Annotated in this window: 22 protein-coding genes; 7 read left to right on the forward strand and 15 right to left on the reverse strand. The window is 58.3% G+C overall.

Features of this window, described 5'->3' with window-relative positions:
- Positions 1-385: 385 nt before the first annotated feature.
- The 3 genes from IC235_RS03325 to IC235_RS03335 all read left to right on the forward strand — a co-directional run bounded on the left by IC235_RS03325 (position 386) and on the right by IC235_RS03335 (position 2,065).
- Positions 386-814, forward strand: coding sequence for a hypothetical protein (locus IC235_RS03325; RefSeq protein WP_223847060.1), 429 nt, complete (start codon positions 386-388; stop codon positions 812-814).
- Positions 815-881: 67 nt separating this feature from the next.
- On the forward strand, positions 882-1,262 hold the full coding sequence (locus IC235_RS03330) for a hypothetical protein (protein ID WP_191003756.1): 381 nt from the start codon (positions 882-884) through the stop codon (positions 1,260-1,262).
- 101 nt (positions 1,263-1,363) lie between these two features.
- On the forward strand, positions 1,364-2,065 hold the full coding sequence (locus IC235_RS03335) for a carboxypeptidase-like regulatory domain-containing protein (RefSeq protein WP_191003757.1): 702 nt from the start codon (positions 1,364-1,366) through the stop codon (positions 2,063-2,065).
- Positions 2,066-2,188: 123 nt separating this feature from the next.
- On the opposite strand, the gene IC235_RS03340 is transcribed toward IC235_RS03335, so the two are convergent.
- The gene (locus IC235_RS03340) at positions 2,189-3,223 is read right to left on the reverse strand and encodes a hypothetical protein (RefSeq protein WP_317173526.1); all 1,035 of its coding nucleotides are present in this window, start codon (positions 3,221-3,223) and stop codon (positions 2,189-2,191) included.
- An 897-nt stretch (positions 3,224-4,120) separates the two neighbouring features.
- On the opposite strand from IC235_RS03340, the gene IC235_RS03345 reads away from it, so the two are divergent.
- Positions 4,121-4,384: a hypothetical protein gene (locus tag IC235_RS03345; protein ID WP_191003758.1), complete on the forward strand. Its 264-nt coding sequence runs from the start codon at positions 4,121-4,123 to the stop codon at positions 4,382-4,384.
- Between the two features lie 97 nt (positions 4,385-4,481).
- Here IC235_RS03345 and IC235_RS03350 read toward each other — a convergent pair whose 3' ends face one another.
- The 6 genes from IC235_RS03350 to IC235_RS03375 form a co-directional block, all read right to left on the reverse strand.
- Positions 4,482-5,594, reverse strand: a complete 1,113-nt coding sequence (locus tag IC235_RS03350; protein WP_191003759.1) for an efflux RND transporter periplasmic adaptor subunit — start codon at positions 5,592-5,594, stop codon at positions 4,482-4,484.
- 108 nt (positions 5,595-5,702) lie between these two features.
- Complete coding sequence (locus tag IC235_RS03355) at positions 5,703-6,944, reverse strand: ABC transporter permease (protein WP_191003760.1); 1,242 nt, start codon at positions 6,942-6,944, stop codon at positions 5,703-5,705.
- A 115-nt stretch (positions 6,945-7,059) separates the two neighbouring features.
- The gene (locus IC235_RS03360) at positions 7,060-8,301 is read right to left on the reverse strand and encodes an ABC transporter permease (protein ID WP_191003761.1); all 1,242 of its coding nucleotides are present in this window, start codon (positions 8,299-8,301) and stop codon (positions 7,060-7,062) included.
- An 89-nt stretch (positions 8,302-8,390) separates the two neighbouring features.
- Positions 8,391-8,885, reverse strand: coding sequence for a hypothetical protein (locus IC235_RS03365; RefSeq protein WP_191003762.1), 495 nt, complete (start codon positions 8,883-8,885; stop codon positions 8,391-8,393).
- A 45-nt stretch (positions 8,886-8,930) separates the two neighbouring features.
- Positions 8,931-9,599 carry an ABC transporter ATP-binding protein gene (locus IC235_RS03370; RefSeq protein ID WP_191003763.1) on the reverse strand — a complete coding sequence of 223 codons (669 nt, stop codon included), beginning with the start codon at positions 9,597-9,599 and terminating at the stop codon, positions 8,931-8,933.
- A gap of 60 nt (positions 9,600-9,659) precedes the next feature.
- Entirely contained in the window at positions 9,660-9,830 is a 171-nt protein-coding gene (locus IC235_RS03375; RefSeq protein WP_191003764.1) for a hypothetical protein, read from the reverse strand.
- Positions 9,831-10,237: 407 nt separating this feature from the next.
- Here IC235_RS03375 and IC235_RS03380 point away from each other — a divergent pair, with 407 nt between their 5' ends.
- Positions 10,238-10,426, forward strand: coding sequence for a hypothetical protein (locus IC235_RS03380; protein WP_191003765.1), 189 nt, complete (start codon positions 10,238-10,240; stop codon positions 10,424-10,426).
- 432 nt (positions 10,427-10,858) lie between these two features.
- On the opposite strand, the gene IC235_RS03385 is transcribed toward IC235_RS03380, so the two are convergent.
- From IC235_RS03385 to IC235_RS03405, 5 genes are all read right to left on the reverse strand, one after another.
- Positions 10,859-11,650: a hypothetical protein gene (locus IC235_RS03385; protein WP_191003766.1), complete on the reverse strand. Its 792-nt coding sequence runs from the start codon at positions 11,648-11,650 to the stop codon at positions 10,859-10,861.
- 417 nt (positions 11,651-12,067) lie between these two features.
- Positions 12,068-12,475 (reverse strand): hypothetical protein, encoded by a 408-nt coding sequence (locus IC235_RS03390; protein ID WP_191003767.1) that lies wholly within the window; start codon positions 12,473-12,475, stop codon positions 12,068-12,070.
- 458 nt (positions 12,476-12,933) lie between these two features.
- On the reverse strand, positions 12,934-13,695 hold the full coding sequence (locus IC235_RS03395; RefSeq protein ID WP_191003768.1) for an acetolactate decarboxylase: 762 nt from the start codon (positions 13,693-13,695) through the stop codon (positions 12,934-12,936).
- A gap of 616 nt (positions 13,696-14,311) precedes the next feature.
- The gene (locus IC235_RS03400; protein WP_191003769.1) at positions 14,312-14,857 is read right to left on the reverse strand and encodes a prolyl hydroxylase family protein; all 546 of its coding nucleotides are present in this window, start codon (positions 14,855-14,857) and stop codon (positions 14,312-14,314) included.
- A 137-nt stretch (positions 14,858-14,994) separates the two neighbouring features.
- Positions 14,995-15,705: a head GIN domain-containing protein gene (locus tag IC235_RS03405; protein ID WP_191003770.1), complete on the reverse strand. Its 711-nt coding sequence runs from the start codon at positions 15,703-15,705 to the stop codon at positions 14,995-14,997.
- Between the two features lie 330 nt (positions 15,706-16,035).
- Between IC235_RS03405 and IC235_RS03410 the strand changes: the two genes are divergently transcribed.
- Positions 16,036-16,578, forward strand: coding sequence for a hypothetical protein (locus IC235_RS03410; protein WP_191003771.1), 543 nt, complete (start codon positions 16,036-16,038; stop codon positions 16,576-16,578).
- 169 nt (positions 16,579-16,747) lie between these two features.
- Here the strand turns inward: IC235_RS03410 and uvrB are convergent, their stop codons facing one another.
- The 3 genes from uvrB to IC235_RS03425 all read right to left on the reverse strand — a co-directional run bounded on the left by uvrB (position 16,748) and on the right by IC235_RS03425 (position 21,269).
- The gene (gene uvrB / locus IC235_RS03415) at positions 16,748-18,790 is read right to left on the reverse strand and encodes an excinuclease ABC subunit UvrB (RefSeq protein WP_191003772.1); all 2,043 of its coding nucleotides are present in this window, start codon (positions 18,788-18,790) and stop codon (positions 16,748-16,750) included.
- A gap of 102 nt (positions 18,791-18,892) precedes the next feature.
- Entirely contained in the window at positions 18,893-20,602 is a 1,710-nt protein-coding gene (locus IC235_RS03420) for a hypothetical protein (RefSeq protein WP_191003773.1), read from the reverse strand.
- 19 nt (positions 20,603-20,621) lie between these two features.
- Positions 20,622-21,269, reverse strand: a complete 648-nt coding sequence (locus IC235_RS03425) for an RNA polymerase sigma factor (RefSeq protein ID WP_317173527.1) — start codon at positions 21,267-21,269, stop codon at positions 20,622-20,624.
- A 361-nt stretch (positions 21,270-21,630) separates the two neighbouring features.
- Here IC235_RS03425 and wrbA point away from each other — a divergent pair, with 361 nt between their 5' ends.
- On the forward strand, positions 21,631-22,245 hold the full coding sequence (wrbA, locus tag IC235_RS03430) for an NAD(P)H:quinone oxidoreductase (protein ID WP_191003774.1): 615 nt from the start codon (positions 21,631-21,633) through the stop codon (positions 22,243-22,245).
- Positions 22,246-22,264 lie beyond the last annotated feature (19 nt).

A 22,264-nucleotide genomic window follows, 5' to 3' on the forward strand; every position in this document is an offset into this window, starting at 1 on the left:
TTTATTGTTACTCGGCTGATCAATGAAGGGGAGGGCTGACGGCACGCTGGGGCTGGCGGCCCTCCCGTTTTGCGCTATCTAGAAGCTAGATCGGTGGTCTTCTATTCCGCTTTCATACATTCAGGAAGGCGGTTTAACCTCGGCAATCAGAGGAATATTGCTCTTTTGTTTGTTTATTGGAAAAGTTATATTAGTTGCAAGCAAGGGGATGGTAAAATTATGGCGACGAAATACCATGTCTTATCCTGCTGAAAGGGCGGTTTATCTAAAACATTGAAAAATTGTTTAATTATTGTGCACCAAAAGCTAAACGACTAAGTAAATTCGTGTGTTCACAACGCACAAAAAGACTCAAGGATCATCCGGAGGCGTTGTTTGCTCTTCCATGAATATTCCTCTTCTAGATCATCTGCAGTCGCTCGCTAAAACCAGTGCTTCGCCAGCTTCCAAGCTGTTACGCAGCCAGGCAGTGGCGACGGTTGAAGCGGTACGAGAGGCCCTGCCGGAATTGCTGGCAGTTGCAGTTATCGATATTGAAAGCGGGCGGTCTCTGGCAGCTCATAGCAACACCCCGGCGCTAACGCCCGCCAAAGCGGCTCGTTATCACACCGAAGTGGTGCGCCAAAAGCGCCAGGCTTTACAGGCATTGTCGCTGCCCGACGAAAAAATCGAAGACATCCTCATTACCCTGCGCGAACAGCTGCACCTGCTGCGCATTAGCGCGGATGATCAGCGCCTCTTGTATTTGGTAGTGAGCAGCCACGACACCAATCTGGCCATCGCCCGCACGGTGCTCCGGATGCACAGTGAGTAAATGCTGTCAGTTTTAATAGTAGTCCATTTATTTTTTTCCTCTTATTCAAATTTTAATTTTTTAAGTAATGGCGTATTCTACAAGCACCCCAGTTGGCCAAGCCATCCAAAATATTATTAATGATTTGCCCCAGTTGATAGCCGTGGCTGTCGTGGATACCCAATCGGGTATGGCCATGGCCTCGCATTCCAACTCGCCAACGCTTAACCCCGAAACGGCCGCCGCCTACAACGCGGAAGTCGTGAAGCAGAAGCATAAGGCCATGACAGCCCTGAAGCTCACGAACGAAAGCATCGACGACATTCTGATTACGCTTACCACCCAGATTCACCTCCTCAATCTGGTGGATGGCGGTAAGAAATTCATCTATCTCGCGGTGAACTCTCGCGACACCAACCTAGCCATTGCCCGCGATGTATTGCGCCAGCAAGCAGAACTAATTAGATAGGCAAGAAACCGGGCGCTAATACAGCGCCCCGCCTATGCTGCCTAAACCAGACAATTTAATTCCTGAATTAAATCTCACACCCATTATCAATTGCCTATATCATGAAACTTACCGCTTCCCCCTTCAATCCAACCACGGGTGAATTGCTGCCCGTATATCGCGATGCATACCTCCGGGGTGACTTATCGCACGAAAACACGGTAGCCGTTGAGGCTTACCTAAAAAGCAACCGGTCGCTGGGCAACGACACGCTCCGTCGCTTCCACGACATGAAACAGGATGGTGAGCACATGCGGCCCGTGGGCTGGGTGCAACGCCAGATGGATCTGATCCGCACGGAGCCGAAGCGTTTCCGGCAGCGGGCCGCCGCCCTGGTTATGGGAGCGGTCCTCGTCGCCGGGGCTTCGATGGCTACCACGCACGTGTCGAACCGCAACCTAGTAACTAATAAAGCCCTCACTGTCGACGCGACCAGCCTGAGTGAAGGCGAATTAGCCGAGGCTTCGAGTGAGGCCAGCGCGCGCACGGTAATGGTGCAAGGCCGCATCCTCGACGAGAACGGCCGGCCCCTGGTGGGCGCCACCGTAATCGATAAGGTTTCCGGTCAGGGCGTGGGCACCGATGCCAACGGCAATTATTCCATGCGGCTGCCCGCTCACCAGGCCAAGAAGCTGCAATTCGGCTACGGTGGGTACGCCGACGAGGAAGTTCAGGTCAATGGCTCCTCGGTCCAAAACGTCACGCTGGTGCCCCGCAAGCACCTGGAAGGGCGCACCAAGCGCCACCGGTGGTTGTTTTTCTAGGCCAGGGGCGGATGCTCAACTCCAATAAAAAAGGACCGCAACACCAGTTGCGGTCCTTTTTTGTTTGATTATACGGGTCGGGGCATCAGTCAGCCAGTGCGCACCAAGCCTGGCGCCAGGTCTCTACTGGTACTGAATGTAAAGCGGCTTGGGCGTGAGCTGAGCCAGCACTTCGGGGGGCGTCATCAGGTGCGAATTTTTGGGCTTGATGTCGTACTCGTAGAAGAGCTTGAAGCCGGTATACTGCACGGGCTGGGTTTGAATATAGTCGTGGTAAGAGTCCTTTTTCAAGGTGGGGCTGCCCCAGCCGTCCATGTGCATCACGATTTGCACGCGGGGGTCGAGCTTGATGTTTTTGTAGTTGGTAATCATGCCCTGGGTGAAGCGATGCACGGTGAGAACCTTGGGCGGCAAGTGGTTTTCGCTTACAATGCGGGCCAGGAAGCTCACGGCATAGTTCACGTCTTTGGCGTCGTAGGTACCAATTTTCTTGCCCGGGCGCACGCCCTTGGTTTCCATGGCGAACTCGGGGTCGATGCCCATGTGAACGATGGGATCCTTGAGGTAGGGCTCCAGCTTGGGCAGCTCGGCCCGCAGGTTGCTCAGGCCCACCTGCACGTCGAGGAAAATAATGCAGTGGTGCTCCTTGGCCCAGTTAATGGTTTCTTCGATGGTGGCCCTGGAGTTCATGAGGCGATACTTGCCGTCTTTGCCCGCGGCACCCTGGGCCGTGATGGTGACGCTGTGCAGGGCCGGCTGGATGGGCAGGCTCGGATCGGCTGCTTGCCACTGGGCCAGTACTTTCTCGAACTTGCGGAACATCTGCTCCTTGGGCTCGCGGCCCAGAATGCCCATGCCCTTCGAGCGGATGTTGCCATAAAAGGCCACGATGCGGTGGCCCGGCAGGATGGCGCCGGGCAATTGCCCGCTCTTTTTCACGATGGAGTCGGCCCGGAGCGAATCACGCCGCATGGCCAGGGCTTTCAGCTTAATGGTGTCGACCGGAGGGGGGGGGGCGGGGGTACTACCAGCCGTTGCTGCGGCTTCCGGCTTTTTGCCCTCTTCGGGGCTGGTTCTGCAAGCGGGCAAGCTGGTGGCAACCAACAAGCCCAAAGTGGCGGCCACGACGGTTCGACGTGGTATAAAAGAAGTCAACACTGAATTAAAAACAAATTAGGAGGTCGCTAGGGCCCGCAAGTTAGCCCTTTTCGGACGCCCGCCGCCGCGCTTAACCTGAAAAAGCGTTGGTACAGGTCGGCGCTGCCAAGCCAGGTCAGCACTTTAAAGGTAGTTTCTTGTAATATGTAATAATAGGGTTGGCAATAGGCAGTAATCAGATAATTAGCATTTCGATAAACCGCCGGTTTATTTTTATTTCCGCAGCGGCTTATCGATCAAATTCGCTGAGCAAGGCGAACAGGAAGCCCACTATTTCTCCTGCCGGATCTGGTCGGCGAGCATTATCAGCCGGGCCCGAAGTGCGAAAACCACTGTCTGCCCGAGGCCACGATGGCGTATTGCGAGGTAAGATTCCGCCGTTTTCGCCGTTTATATCTCGCTTTTTTTCATAATGAAAACCATATTATTTCTTTGTTTCGGTCGGCTGGCGCCGTAGCTGGGGTATTCTGACAGCGGCTGAAAGCTCCCTTCTAAAGCCTGATTGCCGCTTCTTTTACCGGCTTAGAGATTTGTTCGGCCTGAGTAAGATGTAGCGTGTAAAGAGTAATTAAGCTGGGGAAATAAATTCAGCTTTTCGATCGTAAAAAACTGGAAACCATAAAATTGATTTTCGGTAATCCGATGCCCCAGTAGCAGCCGCACACTTATTTTACTTTTTCTTTAGGGCTATGTGGCTGATGCTTTTGGGAAAAATTCACTGATGCCAAGCACCGGCATTAGCGAGTGGAGCGCCGGCTTTGCCGCGTTCAGCTAAATAGGTCATCGGCCATTTTATTTTTTTTGAATTTGTTTCCCCTTACCTGATACTTGCTTCGTATACATGGCGCGGCATTATATTTGGCGCTATCAATCATTTCACTCTACAGTTAAAACAGCATGGCTCTAAATTTTGATGACTTTCAGAAAATCGTGGAAAAGGCGCAGCAAGCCGACGGCGTGAAAGCAGACCTGAAACGTGCCCTGAAAAAGGTAAACACGGCCTTGGGTAATCTGCAGGCCGCCCTCAGCGAGGCTGACGCCGTACTCTCCGACGAGTACGTATCGGCGCCCAAAGAGCGCAAGCCTCGTCAGCCGCGTGCTCCCCGGTTGGGCGAAGACGGTACCCCTAAGAAGCCAGGCCGGCCGAAAAAAACGGCATAAGTACCGAACTCTCAATGTGAGACCGGCCCCTGCTTTACCAAAAGCAGGGGCCGGTTTATGTATATTCCTACGGGTAGCTACCCATTACTACCCGCTACTAGCTCTTCTTCTCAGTCCCGGCCGGTGGGCCCAGCACCTTCACCTTGTCCGCTTTGGCCAGGCCCGACAGTACTTCCACGTTGATGCCGTCGGAGAGACCGGTTTTTATCAGGCGCTTTTGAAACTGCTGGGGGCCGGTTTCTACTTCCACGAATACGCTGTCCTTGTTGACCTTGCCGAATTGCAGCAGGCTTTCCCGAATGGCCAGCACCTGCTGGCGGCGGCCCAGCACGATGTCGCCATTCGCCGAGTAGTTGGCCCGCAGAAACTGGCCCGGCTTGAGCTTGAGCCGCGCCCGCACCTGAAACTTAATCGCGCCCTCTTCGGCCAGCCCTTTGGGCGCGATGTACTCGAGGGTGGCCGGGAAACTCTGATTTTCGAGGGCGCCAATGGTCAGGTTCAGGTCCATGCCTTCGCGTACCTTGCCCACCTCGCTCTCGTCGATTTTGCCCTCGAACACCAGGCTCTGCATGTCGGCCACGGCGGCGATGGTGGTGCCCTCATTGAAGTTGTTGCGCTCGACCACCGACGACCCCACCTTGACGGGGACGTCGAGCAGCAGGCCCGTAATGGTGGAACGCACCAGGTTGAGCGAGCCGCCGGTGTTGCGGGAAGCCCCGCGCTGAGCAATCTGCAGGTTGCTCTCGGCCGCGTCCATGGCCTGCTGCTTGGCCCGGTAGTCGGCCAGAAAGTTGAGGTATTCCTGCTCGGCAATGACTTTCTGCTCAAACAAAACCCGCTGCCGGTCCAGCGCCACTTTGCTCGTTTCCAAGGCAATGCGCGCGGCCTGGATGCTGGTTGTGGCGCTGTTGACGTTGGCCGCGTTGGCCACCGTGCGAATGCGGGCGAGCAGTTGGCCTTCCCTGACCGGCTGCCCGGCCTCCACGTACAGCTCCTCCACGATGCCCGACACCTGGGGCTTGATTTGTACTTCGCGGCGCGGCACGATGCTGCCCGTGGCCACGGTCTTTTTCACGATGTCGGTCACGAAAGGCGATTCCGTAGTGTAAGTGACGGGGTCGGTGTGGGCCTGCTTCCAGAAATAGTAGCCCAGCCAGCCAAATCCGGCCAGTAGCAGCAGCAGCAACAGCGAAAGGAACACGCGTTTCATGAGAATTGGTAAAGGGAAATGTTATTCATGTTGTTAATGCCGGCTCGAGCAGCGCGCCGGGCTCCGACAAGCCTGGCCGATGGTTCTGGCCTACCCCGGAGGTCGGGGCTATTCATCTTTCAGGGCCACCACGGGCTGGACTTGCGCAGCTTTCAGGGCCGGCACTAGCCCGGCCACGGCGCCGGCCACGACCAGCAGCGTCACGGCCGTGCCGGCCACGCCCAGGTTGACCTGGGGGTTGGCGAAAAACCCGATGTTCTGGCCCGCGATCAAGGCATTGATGCCGGCCATGAGCGCGGTGCCCACCAACAGGCCCAGCAGCCCGGCCGCGGCCGTGATAACGATGCTCTCCTGCACAATCAGGCTGACGATGCTCCAGGGGGTAGCCCCGAGGGCCTTGCGGATCCCGATTTCCTTGGTGCGCTCTTTCACCACGATGAGCATAATGTTGCTCACCCCGATGATGCCGGCGAGGATGGTACCGATACTGACCAACCAGCTAAAGCCCGTGATGCCGGTAAACAGCCCCTGCACCCGCGCGTACTCCTCCTCCACATTAGCCGAGCCGAGCGCCCGGTCGTCGGTGGGGGCCACTTTGTGCTGCCGGGCCAGTACCTGCTTGGCCTTGGTTTCGACCACCGCCGCCGGAATGCCGGGCTGGGGAAGAAAGGTGAAATAGCTCACCCTGTTCACTTGGTTGAAGGTGTTTTGCAGCGTGGTAAGCGGAATAATGATGGTTTGAGCCTCTTCCTGGGCATTTTCGGGCTTGCCTTCGGCCTTGAGCAGGCCCACCACCAAAAAGTAGATGCCCTTGATGCGAATCTGCTGGCCCAGCGGATTCTGATTGCCAAATAACACCTCCGCTACCCGGTCGCCGATGACGGCCACTTTGCGCCGCTCCCCAATGTCGGGTGCATTGATGAACCGGCCCCCAATCAGGTGCAGAGCCTTCACGGCCGGGAAGCCGGGGTACTCGCCGTTCACCGAAAACGACGAGCTCTTGGTGCCGTATTGCACGGTAAAGGTGCCGTCGAGCGAGCCGCGGGGCAGAACGAGAGCCGCTTCGGGCACCTCCCGCGCCAGGGCGGCCACATCGTCGTTGGTAAACTGAATGGAGCGGCCCACCTTCAGCCCCGCGTAAGGCACGCTGGTGCGCTGCGACCAGATAAACACCGCGTTCTTGGCCACGTCGAATTCCTTTTCCACACCATTGCGGAAGCCCCGGCCGGCGCCGAGCAGGACCACCAGCATGAAAATGCCCCAGTACACGCCGAACGCGGTCAGGCCCGTGCGCAGCTTGTGGCGCCGCACCGTGCCGAGAATTTCCTGCCATTTGTCGAGGTCAAACATTAGTACGGAAAAGCAAAAGGGGCCAGCAGCGTAATTATAAACGGGGTTTTTCTACTCGGAACGGTCGTACCCGGCGTTGTATTTGGGCTCGGGGCAATCATTCTTAGAATGGGATTTAATCGGCGCGCAGGGCTTCGATGGGTTTAACGTTGGCTGCCTTAGTGGCCGGCACTAGCCCGGCCACCGCGCCCGATACTACCAGCAGGGCCGTGGCGCTGAGCGCTACGGTCAGGTTCACCTGTGGGTTATCGAAGTAGGATGAGCTGCCCCCGGCTTGCTCCAGGGCGTAGCGCACGGCGTCGAGCAGGGCCACGCCGGCCAGTAGCCCTAAGTAGCCCGAGACGCTGGTAATCACCACCGATTCCTGCACAATCATGCTGACGATGCTCCAGGGCGTGGCTCCCAGCGCCTTGCGCACGCCGATTTCGCGGGTGCGCTCCTGCACGATGATGAGCATGATGTTGCTCACACCCACCACGCCGGCCACCAGCGTGAGCACGCCAATCACGCTCACAAACAGCTGAATGCCCTGGAACAGCCCCTCGAATCGGGCCACTTCTTCCTCGTTATTTTCGAGCTCCAGGGCCTGTTTATCCGCGGGGTCGAACTGGTGGCGGCGGGCCAGCAATTGCCTGATCTGCTCTTCCAGCACCTTCACCGGTGTGCCCTGACGGCTGCTCACCCCGATGCGCTGCACCTGGTTGTACTGGTTGAACGTGCTTTGGAACGTGGTGAACGGCACAAAGGCCCGCTCCTCGTTGCGGCCGTTGTTGCCGGTGTTGGTGAACGTACCCACGATGCGGAAAAATACTCCCTTCACCCGCACGTACTTGCCAATGCCGCTGCTGTCGCCAAACAGCACTTTGTGTACCTTTTCGCCCAGCAGCATCACCTTGCGCTGCTCGATGCCGTCGAGCGGGCTCAGCAGCCGACCCCGGGCGAGCCGTTCGCCGTTGATCTGGAAGAACTCGGCGTTGGCTCCGAACACCTGGTAAGAGCCGTTTTTGGTGCCGTTAATGATGGTGTATTCGCCGAAGAGCCGGTTGCGGGTAGCGAGCAGCTCCACGCCGTTTACGTGGCGGCGGATGGCCTCCAAGTCGTCGTTGGTGAATTTAATTTCCCGGCCGGGCTTCAGGCCCTGCCAGGGCAGCGACGTTTTGCCGGCGCTCACGAACAGGCTGTTCTTCGCTCCGCTGCCAAACTCCTTCCACACGCCGTTCTCCATGCCTTTGCCCGCGCCCAGCAGCAGTACCAGCATGAAGATGCCCCAAAATACTCCGAAGGCCGTCAGGAACGTGCGCAGCTTGTTACGCCGCATCGTGCCCAGAATTTCCTGCCATTTGTCAAGGTCAAACATCTAATCAATGGTTAACAGTTATCAATCAGCCGGCCGCCGGTAGCGGAATCGCTTGGGGGCGGGCCGACGATAAAAGATTGATGCATCAGCTATTTCTGGCAGCCTTGCCGGACTTTTTCGAGGCGGCCCACCACTTCTTTTACGACGGCTTCGTTGGTGGTATAAAGCGGGAACTCCAGGCTGATGCTGCTGCCCTTTTTGCGGCTATTTGCCTTGACTTGAAAGTGTTTTTGCCCATCATCGTCCGTGGCCGGCTCATACGTCAGGGCCGTTACGTCCGCCCACTCGAAGCTCATTTTCATTTCAAAAATGCCGTTGTCCATTTTCACCGCCCAGCCCGATTTGCCGCGGTTGAAGCTTAGGCCCAAGGGTTGACTGGTGTGTGCCTTGGCTCCCCGGTCGCGGATCAGTTGCTCGCCGCCACACCCGTTGAGGGTAAGCGTTACTTCCTGATTGGGATTCTGGGGGTTACGCATCAGCCGGTTGAGCTGCTGCGCCACTGCTTGGGTTTCGGCCGGGGGCACCTGGGCCTGAGCAGCGCCAGCAGCGCCAAATAGCACGAGCAGGAGAGCGGAAGTTTTCATGATAAAAGGTAAGAAAAGTGGGGCTGGAAATGGCCCGGCCAGGGGTTACTCGTTTACTATCAAGCCATCGCGCACCCGAATCATGCGCTGGGTTTGGTCGGCGATGTCGTTTTCGTGAGTCACAATAATTACCGTCATGCCCTCGCGGTGTACCTGTTTGAAGATGTCCATTACTTCCTGCGTCGTCTGGGTGTCGAGGGCACCAGTGGGTTCGTCGGCCAGAATCAGCTTGGGCTGGCTGATGAGGGCCCGGGCAATGGCGACGCGCTGCTTCTGGCCGCCCGACAACTCGCTGGGCAGGTGGTCGGCCCGGTCGGCCAGGCCCACGCGGTCGAGGTAGTCGAGCGCCAGTCGGTTGCGCTCGCGGCGGCTCACCTTTTGGTAGTACAAGGGCAGGGCTACGTTTTCCAGGGCGCTCTTGAAGCTGAGCAGGTTGAACGACTGAAATACGAACCCCAGGAACTGATTCCGGTAGTGGGCGGCCCGGGTTTGCGACAGGTTGCGGTCGATGCGGGTGCCGGCCAGGGTGTAGTCGCCTTGGTCGAAATCGTCGAGAATGCCCAGGATGTTCAGCAAGGTGCTTTTCCCCGACCCCGACGACCCCATAATGCTCACCAGCTCGCCCGGCCGGATGTGCAGGTCGATGCCCTTGAGGACCTCTAACCGGTGGGCGCCCACTTCGTAACTCTTCCGAATGTTTCGCAATTCAATCATAGACCGCTGGCAACCATGCACTCGTGCTGAGTTTTAATACTTGAGGCTGCGCGGGAAACATCATTCCAGCGCAAAATCCACCGCCCGGGTAGTCCGGCAGCTTGGGGCGTTTTGCCCGGCTGCCTGGCCGGCCCGGCCAATAGATGCAACTTCGGCCACGGTAGTTGCCTGGTCATTCGCCATCGCGCGGGTTAGAAGCGCAGCGCTGAGCAGGTCTACTGCTTGCGGCACCGTCGAAAGGTAATAAGCACACGACAACCGGCGGCCTTTACCGGCTACTACCTCATCCCGGAGCGCGGTAAACGCGAGTCGTACTCACGTGGCTCCGCAACCAGGCGCGGCGGGTCCCGACTCAGCGAGGGTGTTCGATTAAGGTACGTCTGCTTTGCCCGGGCAATAGGGTAAAATCCGGTGAATCTAGTCCAAAGCCTGCTCTCTAAAAAACCTTTGGTTGCTATCGCCTTAAAAGCCCCTACCCCTGGATAAATGAAGGGCGAATAAAGCCGTTTGCCCTAGTCAGTTAGCTCATTTTTCATGGATTGATGCAAATAATTATTCGAAGTAGATCCAAATGCTATGAATCAACAAAAAAAAGCGTTATCATTGTGAATATTTTTAGGTAATTCAGCACTTCCCACATGAAAACAGCTTTGGAGATGGCCCACGAGGCGTATACTGCCCGTAAACAAGCAGAGCGTCAGGAACAAATGATGCGGTTGCGCCAGGAATTACAAGCTTCGCTCCCCCGTCAGGCCGCCGGGAAACGGGCGCTCAATGCTACCAAGCGCGCCAAGTCAGTAACGTCCTCACAGCAAGAAGCCGAGTAAGGATTAAATCTTATGGCGTAATCGGGAAAGTGGGGCTGGTTTGTGTCAGCACTACTTTCCCGACAAGCTATAAGTGCCAATATGGTAGTGGAACCCACTAACCTATACCGTGGTGTGCGGACTGTCGGATCTAGTGCATAGTGCAATCAGCGAGGCCGTCGCGGACGGAGCCATAAGGTTGTAGTCTGCAGTAGTCCTATTTAAGGGTGCGAGGTCAGCAGCAGTAAACAAGAATCAAGGGCTCTGCAACGTAATGGCATAGTCACTGGGTTCGATACGGGAGATGTAATATACTGTCATCCTGACCACGCAAATACCTTATCCCGCAGAAACAACAAGCGGTGAAAGACGGCCGAAGCCTTTGATGGGGTGGAGTAAGCCTACTCTATTCTCAAACGGAAAGACGTCAGCTTTCCAGGCATAATGCCGAAACTAGGTCCTTTTTCCTTTAGGAGCAGGCCTGGATTTGGGCGCCGGGTACACAAACTGCTTCTGCTTCAGCCAGCTTTCTATGAAGTGCGGGTCGGCCGAGAGACAGCCTACTACGCGATAGTTGGAGCGCAAGGCTGGAGCAGTGGCAGCTTCTTCGTCTACTACGGTGGACTCACCTAGATAAGTGGAGTGAATGAAGCGTACTTCCCCCTTGTCTACCAGCAGGAAGCCTACGTGAAAGTCCAGCCCCACCACGTACAGACCGTCGCCGAGCTGCTGTACCTGCTGCACGAAGCTGCGCTGTGGCACCAGGCTGTAGCGGTGAATGTGGGCTTCGTCAGTTAGATTCTTAACCAGGCTTTCGGAAGTTGTTTTGGCCAAGGCCACGCGTTCGAGCCGTATTCCGGCATCTCGTAATGTAGTCGTGACGAAGTAGCCGCAGGCAATACTGCCCCGCTGTGGCGTTTGGGTGGTGCCATAGAAAGCCCAGGGTGTGCCGTACCAAGTGGGCCAGATATCTGTGTGGAGAGCGGTAATGAGCAGTTGCCGGGCCTGCCGTTGCAGGGCCGCTTTTTCAGGGCCGGTGTCAGCTTGCTGATAACGAGTGGCCAGGGCGGTACGGCGTTGGGCCAGCGCCCGCAGGCGCTGAGGGTAGCCGGCCGTATCGGGGGCCACTTGCGCTAGTGGGGCTGCTGGCTCGGACTGGAATGGGCGCAACTGATAGTAGGTTAAGCTACCTAGCAGGACGAGCAGGAATACCACTTTAATGAGAGTTGCTGTTGGGCATTTCATACAGACCCAACTAACGAACCGCTTGTCATTTATTGCATTATTAGCGCATCATATTTAATTGCTGCATGTGGAATCAACAAGTCTTCTTCTCATTGGCCCAGGGCGACAACGTCCGCAAAATGGAGCGGCCAGGGCACGGCTTGGCCTCGCGTCCTGGCGAGTCCTGCAATGGACCAGCGCTGACAGCGCTCAGGTTTTCACCTCGCTAAACCTAGCAGCATTCGCTTGCGTCTGCCAGCAGCGGCTGGTAGCCCCACGCAGGCCGTAAGCTCCATGTACCAGGTTCAGCCCGTGGATGAAGGGTGGCTTGCTCTACAGGCAGTAAGTGCCGACGGAGGCGATTGTAGTCCGCTGAACAGCAGGCCAAGTAGCTTGATAAGCCGGCTGGCCATGCACCCCTCTGGCAAAAACAATTCCTTATTTGGCTTTGCGGAATAAGTAGCGGGTCATGAAAATACCTTGCTGCGATTGTCCGCCCGTGCCCTGAATGGTTTGGGTAAGGGGCGTGGTCTGATACAGTTCCCAGCCCTCAGCGGTAATCTCGCTGAGGTACCGCACAATTAGCTCTTCGTTGTTGCGCACGTTGCCCATGTTGATCCCCAACAGCGAGAATAGATTTTCCATGTTAGATTCCTTCGTGCCCTTCCACTCCGGCGTAAACAGTACCCGCGAGCGGCCCAGGCCGCCGGGCACGATGCTCTCAATGGTAGTCATTTGCAGGAACTGGTAGCCCCCCTTGGCTTGGGCCCGCGTCGGGTGAGCGAAAGCGAAACTGGTCATCAAGAGCAGGACCATCAACGTCCGGCGAATGGATAAAGCAGGCATATAATACAGAAGGAAAGAGAAAAACGAGGTCGCAAAAATAGTTGTCGGGCCAGGGCCGCGCCTATTGTACGTGGTGCGCCCCACTTCCGCTGCTGGTGCTGAAGTTTGCCAGACAGGCGTTGCCTTTGTAGCATACGTTGCTGCCGCCTTCGGTACGTATGCTACCCCAACAATTTTTCAGCAGCCGCTGGCAGCCACCATCGACCTCAGCAGTTCGAGGGGTGGCCCTGGTTAAAAGGTCGCTTTAAAAGACCCATTTGGCTTGGAGCGCATTCACAAAATGGGAGGACTACTGCCTTGCATTGTGCTCGGCTTCCTAACGTCACCCTCCGCTGGTGTGTGTCCAAGAGTAGTAACGAGAGGCCCTAACAGGTTACGATGCCATCTGTGCCCATTCCTGCCAAATTAGCTGGCGCTGGGGTACGCCCGGCTAAACCCGGCTGTTGCTTAGGGCACACTTACGGGCGGTTTGGCAAAGGAATTGGGCCTGCGGCTGGCAGGTAAAGCATCAGGCTTGCTCCGCTTAGGCCCAGGCTGTCGACGTGCGCGGCGAAGGGCCGGCCAGTCGGGCGCACGTGCATGTGCATCCAGGTGGTGTGGTGGGTGAACACTGCTTGGTGCTGCCTTGAAAAAAAGCCCAACAGTTCTGCTGGTTGCTGGGTGTAGTGGCCGCGATAAGCGTAACGGTGGTGATTGTCGTGGGTATGCTGCCCGCCCGCGGTGGGCCACTGCATTACGTGCCAGCCCACGTAAGCCGGCGCCCCGGCCAGCCGGAATGCAAACGGTGCGTTCTGAATACCTCGCTGCCGGGCGCTACGCTCCACAAAAGCTTCCAGTTCGCTGGCGGTGCGCACCGTAGCGGGCACCGGTTGGGCCTTCCAACGCGGCACGGCACTGGTGACCAGCAGCGCTGCCCGCCCTTGGGGCAGGGTATCCGTCACCAGTCCCGTCGGCGTGACGCGGGTGGTAGCGACTCGACCGTTCCAAATTAACAGTTCACCCTGCAAGCCTTCGGCCACGCCCAGCCCGTACAGGTGTTGGCGGCGCAAGGTGTCGAGGGCCACTTTGGCGCTAAGGTCGTTCTGGCGCATGAAGTTGCGCATGGTGCCGTACACGTGCACGGCCGGCGGCCCCGTCGGGTAAGCCGCCGTCATGAAGGTCCCAGTCAGGGCTGGCAGCAGCCCGAGTTTCAGGAACTCACCAATCGAGAAGCTATGCATATCCGAGCAAAAAACGGTAGTCCTGGAAAACCACCTGGCCCTAGCGCAAGCGGTTTTCGGGTGGGCGTGGTGGATTACTTCTTGCAGCTTGCCGGGCAGCCTGACGGCATGGAGGCTGGGGTGCAGCCTGGCTTGCAGGCCTGGGCTGGTCTACAGGCTGGTGAGCACGTAGCGGCAGTTTTCGCCCGCAAAGGAGAGGCTTTGGGCTTGGAGCCGGCGAAAGAGAGCGTGGAAACGGCCAGCAAGCCGGCCAGCAGAAACTTAGACATAAGAGTTAGTTGAATGAAAGGGTGAGAAATGCAAGCGTGAACGTTCGTTTGCTTAGGTCCGCTTCGCCTCCAACTCTTGCGCTGCTACTGCTAATTTTTATTGCCCGGCCGTGCAAGGCTGCCGGGCAGTTGGGCACGTGTTCTGGTTGCCGCCCCCAGCCATCCTGCCCGGATGCGGGAAGGCGGGTACTTTCCAGAGCAGGACCACCGCGGCTCAAGAGGGCGCCGCGAGTTGTTGCTCCGCCAGGATTGAGTTCAGCAACTAAAACCGCGACTGTGTGGGCGTGGAGTGCAGCGTGCGGGGTGGCTCTTTAACCCTTGGCGAGTGACGTTATACCAACGCTACTCTACTGGCCGAAATACAGCACATCGGTGCGCAGCACGTATTTACGGCCCTCGATTATGGGGCAGCCTTTGTGGCGCAACTCGTGCCGGAAGCCCAAGGCAGTTCCCCGCCGCGGTGCCACGCTAAGCGTCTCAAATTCCGTTTCGCCGCCCTTGAAGCCCTCGTTAAGATACAGCAGAAATGTCCACCGACTGGCCACCTGCTCGCTCTGCCGGATGCGGCCATCCTTGTGCTTGTTGAACCGCTCTCCCACATCATAGCGGTAGAAGCGGAACTGCTCGTAGAGGCCTACCGCGGGGGCGCCATCCGCTTCGTTGGGTAGCCAATTCCGCACGCGGTGCCAGAACCTATCAGCCAGCGCGGCGTCGGTATACTCCAGGCGGTAGTTGTTGCGAATGCCCTTCAGCATCTGCGTGCCCGTGCCGGTAGCTACGCCCGCCTCGGCAAAACCAAGCTGCTCGCTTCGTGCAATTAGCTCGGCACACTCCGCGGGCGAGAGAAATTCTGGGATTTCGAAGATGGCATCGGTGAGGTAGCGGGCTTGCATAAGGAAGGCATAACAGAAAGAACAAGAGTAACCACCAGCCTAGCCGTTAAAGTCTGGACGGTTGAGTGGTTTATTGGCCAGTTCTCCCCAAGTTAAATTATTGCGAATCACAGGCCGAAAGCTGATCCGACGTCGTTTTATTGTACGTGATGCACCCCGCTTCCGCCGCTGGTGCCGGAGTTCGCCAGATGGGCATTGCCTTTGTAATGCACGTCGCTGCCGCCCGAAGCACTGGACGATAGCTCGCCACTCACCGTTACGTAGACATCAGAACCGCCGCTGGCGTCGACTTTGGTGGTGCTGCTTGGCAGGGCGTAGGCCTTGTAGTCAGAGCCCCCGCTCACCACTACGTGCTGACGCTCTACGCGGCCGGAGAGGCTCACATCGCTACCGCCCGAGGCTTCAACCTTAAGGGATTTAGCAGTCAGTGCCATTTTCACGTCGCTGCCCCCGCTGGCGTTGATGTGGAATTCTTCGGCCGTGAAGTTCGACTCGCTTTTCGCGTCGGAACCCCCACTCAGGGCTAGTCCCATAAGCCGGGGGCAGGTGATGTACACGTTCACTTTGCGGGCGGCGCTCAATAGGTTACGCCACGAATAATTCCGTTCCCACCCAATGGTGAGCGTGCCGTTTTTTACTTCGGTCACCACGTGGGCCTGGGCTTGCGGCGCGGCTTCGACCACCACGGACGTGGTGGGCCCCGAGGTCAGAAATACATCAATGCCGCCACTGGAGCTGACCACCTGAAAATCGTTCAGCTGGCGTGGCTGCTTGACTTGAGCTTCCGCCGTGCAGGCGGTGACGGCGACGGCCGCAATCGTAAAAAAAGAGGTAAGGGAGCTCTTCATGATCAAAATGGAAGGCGTAGGGGTAGCACATCTTGAAACCACTTCAAGGAGGGGATACGGTTCAGCCGGGTACGGTTCGGGTACATTCTCTATTGCGCTGTAAACATAAGAACTATGACCCCGGACTCCTCTGAGTACTTAAGTATTTGATTGGCATCGCGCTCGCTTTGCCAGTTGCTCGCGTCCGGCTGGTCTGGCTGCCTGATTCAGAATTCGGTATATTGTACAAAAAAATATTTTTAACATTCTGCGATGAGCTATTAGCTAGCCTGTGGATTGAGGTAGTTAGCTTTGTAATATTCTTTCTTATAAAATAATTTTTCCTTATCGATGAAGTTTCCTTTACAAACCCTGTTGGTCACCGGCTTGCTGAAAGCAGCCATTGTATCCGCTCATGCTCAAGCAGTCCCGGCCGCTCAACCGGAAGCTCCAACTGCCCCCGTCAGTGCCGTGCCCGCGGCGCCGGCTGCTTCGGACCCGACCGCTGAGCCTTTGCTGCCGCCGGCCCTGGTAAAAGGTAAGTATAAAGATTACTTATATCGGCGCTATGCCACTGATAAAGAGGCTCGCGCTACTATTCACATGTTTGGTCGCAAGCAAACGGGTGGGGCCTTTTGGTTGGTCGGCGGGGCGGCAGTTCTGGGCTTCATAACGTCGCAGACCGGAACCAGAACCAATAGCTCGGGCACTACCACATTCGAGGTTTCGCCCTTGGGGTATTTAGTATTCGGGGGCCTTCCGGCTGCTATTAGCATCGGCAAATTTGCCCGTTTCAGCAACGGTGAGCTGTATAAGGTATTACTGGATTACGACAAGACCCATACGTTCCCAGGGTATATTATTGGGAAGATGGGCAGATCAGACTATCAGTAAAATCGTTTTTCAGCAGTAGAGCTAGCTAGCCAGGACAAGCAAGCCCAGCCACGAGATACGCAAGAGCGTGCGCTCAAGCATTCCGTGGCCGGGCTTGCAGGGTGAGCGGCCGCAAGTCCCAGCGCCGTTAAAAGCTGAGTTGAGGCGGGCAGCGACAATCCTCGTCGGGTTAATCCCGCTTGCCCTTCAGCATTGTTTTTAGCGCGGCTAATTCGTCGCGCAGCTTGGCGGCTTGCAGGAAGTCAAGTTCCTTGGCGGCGGCTTCCATCTGCTTCTCGGTTTGCTTGATGAGCTTTTCCAGCTCGGGGCGGGTCATCATGGCCACTACGGGCTCGGCGGCCAGGGCCAGCGCGACGCCGTCGCTATCGGGTCCTGCGTAGCCCTGAGTCTCTACCACCCGGTAGTCCGACAGCGCCGTCTGGCCCAGGATTTCGGCGTGGCTCTTGCGCACCGTGCGCGGCGTGATGCCGTGCTCCTCGTTGTAAGCCAGCTGGGTGGCGCGGCGCCGGTTGGTCTCGTCAATGGCCCGCTGCATCGAGCCGGTGATGCGGTCGGCGTACATAATGACCTTGCCCTTGTCGTTTCGGGCGGCGCGGCCCATGGTTTGAATAAGGCTGCGCTGGTCGCGCAGAAAGCCTTCCTTGTCGGCGTCGAGAATGGCTACCAGGCTTACTTCCGGCAAGTCGAGGCCTTCGCGCAGCAGGTTTACCCCGATGAGCACGTCGATTTCTCCCAGCCGCAGCTTGCGCAGGATTTCCACCCGGTCGAGCGTTTTCACGTCGGAGTGCACGTATTCAACCTTGATGCCGAGGCGGTCCATGTACTTACTCAGCTCTTCGGCCATGCGCTTGGTCAGGGTAGTCACCAGCACCCGGTCGCCTTGCTTCACCCGCTCATCTACTTCGTCCAGCAAGTCGTCGATCTGGTTCACGCTGGGCCGGATGTCAATCTCCGGATCGAGCAGGCCGGTTGGGCGGATGATTTGCTCCACGATGATGCCGCCGCTCTGCTCCAGCTCGTAATCGGCCGGCGTGGCCGACACGTACACGGCCTGCCGGAACATGCTCTCAAACTCGTTGAAGGTCAGCGGGCGGTTATCCAGCGCCGAGGGCAGGCGGAAGCCATACTCAATCAGGGCCGTTTTGCGGCTGCGGTCGCCGCCCCACATCGCCCGAATCTGGGGCATAGTGGCGTGGCTCTCGTCCACTACCAGCAGGTAGTCGTCGGGAAAATAATCGAGCAGGCAGAACGGCCGCGCGCCGGGCGTGCGCCGGTCGAAGTAGCGCGAGTAGTTCTCGATGCCCGAGCAGTAGCCCAACTCCCGAATCATCTCCAGGTCGAACTCCGTGCGCTCCATGATGCGCTTGGCTTCGGAGTCGCGGCCCTCCTTCTCGAAGTAGGCGTGCTGCAACACCATGTCGTCCTGAATTTCTTTGATGGCCGTGTTCAGGGTCTCTTTACCCGTCACGAACAGGTTGGCCGGGTACAGGGCCACCCCGTTGGCCTCGTCGCTGAGCTTCTTGCCGCTCACCGGGTCAATCTTGTGCACCGACTCAATCTCATCCCCAAAGAAGTAGATGCGGAAAGCATAGTCGGCATAAGCTGGGAACACGTCTACCGTGTCGCCCTTCACCCGAAAGGTGCCGCGCGAAAACTCCACTTCGGTGCGCGAGTACAGAATCTGCACGAACTGGTAGAGCAGGTTGTTGCGCGTGTAGCGCATGCCCGGCTTCAGGAAGATGACGTTTTTGGCGAACTCCTCCGGGTTGCCAATGCCATAGATGCAGGATACCGAAGCCACGACGATAACGTCGCGCCGCCCGCTGAGCAGGGTCGAGGTGGTATGCAGGCGCAGCTTCTCGATTTCCTGGTTAATGGCCAGGTCTTTTTCGATGAAGACATCGGTGCTGGCGATGTAGGCTTCCGGCTGGTAATAGTCGTAGTAGCTGATGTAGTACTCGACGGCATTGTGCGGAAAAAACGCCTTGAACTCGCCGTAGAGCTGCGCCGCCAGGGTTTTGTTGTGGCAGAGCACCAGGGCCGGCTTGCCCGTTTGGGCAATGACGTTGGCCATGGTGAAGGTCTTGCCCGTGCCCGTGGCCCCGAGCAGGACCTGGGCGGGCTCGCCGTTGTTTACGCCCTCCACGAGTTTGGCAATGGCCGTGGGTTGGTCGCCGGTCGGCTTGAATTCAGAGGTAAGTTGGTACTCCATGCAACGGTTAAGGTAGGCCGAAAAGGTCAGCCTAACTTAACCATAAACCCGGATTTTGGGTTTCGTCGGAAGCAGAAAGCAAGCGCCCGGCCGGCCTCAAGCCTACCGGCCGAACTCCACCCCCGCTTCCAGACCGAAGCTGTAGGGGCGGCTCTGAGCGAAGTAGCTCTGTACGGGGTGGGCATTCAGGGGCACGAGGCCGAGCTCCGCCACGGGGCCCAGCGTGAAGGCCCAGTTGCCAACGCCGGGGCGGAACTGAGTGCCCGCTCCGCCGCGCACGCTGCCCAATACCCGGCGGTAGGGTGTACCGGCCGAGAACAGCGAATAGGTCCGGGTAGCTTCGGGGTTATCCGCCACCTCACTGCGCACGTCCAGCAGAGCGCTTATGATAGCACCGAGGCGCCCGTAGAAGCTCCAGCCCCGTTTGGCCGGGTTGCCGTAGCGCACCTCCACCGGAATGCCGGCTGTCCGATAGCGGAAGCTGGTGGTGCGCAGCGGCCCGGTGCTGAGAGATCCCAGGTCCAGGAGCTGCTCCCCTACAAAGGCGGCAGTGGAGGCCGATTGAGCGGTAGCCTGCGCAACTTCCGCCCCGGTGCTCAGCGACCAGTGCCCGCCCAGATGGCACCGGGCCACGAGGGCCAGGCGCTGGCTGAGGCCGGGGCGCAGGTGTTGGCGGTATTGGGCCGCTGCCGCTTCGGTCAGAGCGGGAGAATCCGCGCCCAGCGCCGGGTTGTAGTCGTAAGCCGGCTCGATGCCAACGCGCGAAAAGTTAATATTGGGGTTGAACGCGCCCACTGTATAGCTGGCGCCAAAGTGCCATCTGCGGGTCGCCGAAGCTACTGCGGGGGTGGCCTCGGCCGGCAACGCCAACGGAGCCAGGCCATTGGGTAAGGGGGCGGGGCCGGTCAGGGCCAGCGAAGCCGGCTTGGTCGCCAGCAAGCTCAACGGTTCGGCCGTGGCCGAGACTGCGGATGTCGAGGCCACCAAAGCCGGTGAGCCACTAATCACGCCAGGTAGCGCGCCGCTGGCCGCCGGGCCAGCGGCGGCCGCGGTGACTCGGGTTGCCCCGAAAGTCGGTTCGCCATTGCCCGTGAGACCAGTTGCATGCGAAGTTTGGCCACCAATAGCTTGAGGCCGCGCTGCCGGGGTGGCGCGGCGGCTGGCCGGGGCGGCTGCGGTGCCCAAGGTGCCGCCGGAGCTGATGCTGGCCAATACTCCACTTCCGGTACCGCGCAAGCTCGCGCGGTGCCCGGCAGCTTCCGCTCCATGTTTATAGCCCAAACGGCTGCCGGTGGCTGCCAGCCCAACGCCGGTAGTGCGGCTAGCCGGACTGGCGCCGGAAGATTGGGTTGCCGAAATAACGCTACGGGATGGGGTCCTCATCGCGTTTTCGGCCGTTTTTGCCGGGCCAGTCGCTCCCGCAGAAGACGCCCCGGAAGTAGCCGAAGCCCGGCTGGCGGCTAGTGGAGCGGACGATGGGCTGACTCCGGTGTTGGGGTTGCTTACACGGGCCGGGCCGGCGGGCCCGGCGTTAGTCGCCGAAGTACGCGCCCCGGAACTGCCCGCGGCTAGTTCATTGGCCTTGTCGGCCGCGTGGTGCGCCCACCAGCCCGTGCCGGCTAGGGTGGCCAGCAACAGGCTCGCGGCGGCTACCCAGCGCGTTACTGCCAGGCGGCGCCGATAGGTTTCGTTTTGGCTGGTCAGCAGGGAATTATCAATCTGGTCCCACAGCAGGGGCGGCGGGGGCACGGTGGCGTCGTCGCCCAAGTGGTGGCGGAATAATTCCTCCAGGCTGCCGGTAGATTTGGGCATAGAATTTTTATCGATAGGATTAGCTGACATGGCGGGTTGGAGTGCCGAGGCGCTCCAGTTTGGATTGTAAGATGACGCGGGCCCGGGAATATTGCGACTTACTCGTGCCCTCGGTAATACCTAATAATTCTCCGATTTCCTTGTGGGTATAGCCTTCGATGGCGTATAGGTTAAAAACCATGCGGTAGCGCGGCGCCAGCTCCTGCACCATTGCCAACAGCTCCTGAAAGTTGTAGTTGCTGAGGGTGAACTCCTCGCTGGCCAGGGTTGCGGGGTAGTCACCGTCGCTCACCGCCACCAGCGACGCATTGCGGCGGTGCTGGCGCAGGGCGGCGTTGATCATGATTCGACGAATCCAGAATTCCAGCGGGCACTCGCGCCGGAAGCTGGCCAAGGTGCGGAACACGGTCACAAAGCCTTCCTGAAGCACGTCTTCCGCTTCAAAGGTGGTTTGGGCGTAGCGCAGGCACACGGCCATCATTTTGCCGGCATACTTGTCGTAGAGCAGCTTCTGGGCAAGCGAGCGGCCCCGTAGGCAGCCATCGATCAGCTCGGCTTCGGTGGGCGGGTTGGCGGTCATGCTGCGGCTGGCCGTGAGGCGCGGCGAAGACGTTTGGTCGGGCAGCACGTCGTCGGCTCCAAAAGCAAACCAGGTCGCGGTACTCATGTCGGCAGCCGGTAACCCGAGCCGGTGGGGGAAGCAAGCAGGAAAGGTAATTTTTGCAGCATGGCAAGGCCAGTCAACCCAGAAAAAGTCAGCCCGACAGGGGCTCGTTGCTAGGGGAGACCCATTGCTACGAAAAGGTTGCAACCCGCTCGTAAAGAAGCGGGCTAGCCAGGAGCATAGGAGCACGAGAGAGGACATCGTCAAATATATTGAATCGGGCCGCACAACAATCGAACGACTATCATTGTATAACTAATGTACCTACACTATTTTGCGCCCTTAACAAATTGTTTCCCTGAAACCACTACCTGGAGGAGTGGTTTCGCCCACCGTTCTTACTTTTTCACCCAACTCTCTTTTTATGAAGACCCTTGTATTGTTTTACTCCACTTATGGCCACATCTGGAAGATGGCTGAGGCCGTAGCCGAAGGTGCCCGCCAGGTTGCTGGCAACGAAGTGGTGGTGAAGCGTGTGCCAGAAACCCTGCCCCAAGCCATCTTGGACCAGATTGGGGCTACGGCCGCGCAACAGGCGTTTGCTCACGTGCCCGTAGCTACCCCGCAGGAGCTGGTGGAGTACGACGCCATCATCTTCGGAACGCCCACGCGCTATGGCAACCTGTGCGGCCAGATGCAGGCCTACCTGGATAGCACCGGCGGCCTCTGGGCCCAGGGCGCCCTGGTAGGCAAGGTGGGCGGGGCCTTCGTGAGCACAGCTACCCAGCACGGCGGCCAGGAAACCACTCTTCGCGCGTTCCACACCGAGCTGCTGCACCACGGCTTCGTGATAGTAGGCCTGCCCTACGCCTGGCAGGGCCAGATGGGCCACGAAGAAATGACGGGTGGCACTCCCTACGGTGCCAGCACCGTCACGGGTGGCAAGGGCGAGCGCCAGCCTAGCGAAAACGAGCTGGAAGGTGCCCGTTTCCAAGGCCGGCACACGGCAGAAATAGCTCAGAAGCTAGCGGCTAAGTGAGGTCAGCCCGTACGCGGGC

The sequence above is a fragment of the Hymenobacter montanus genome (genome assembly GCF_014699115.1).
GTDB lineage: Bacteria > Bacteroidota > Bacteroidia > Cytophagales > Hymenobacteraceae > Hymenobacter > Hymenobacter montanus.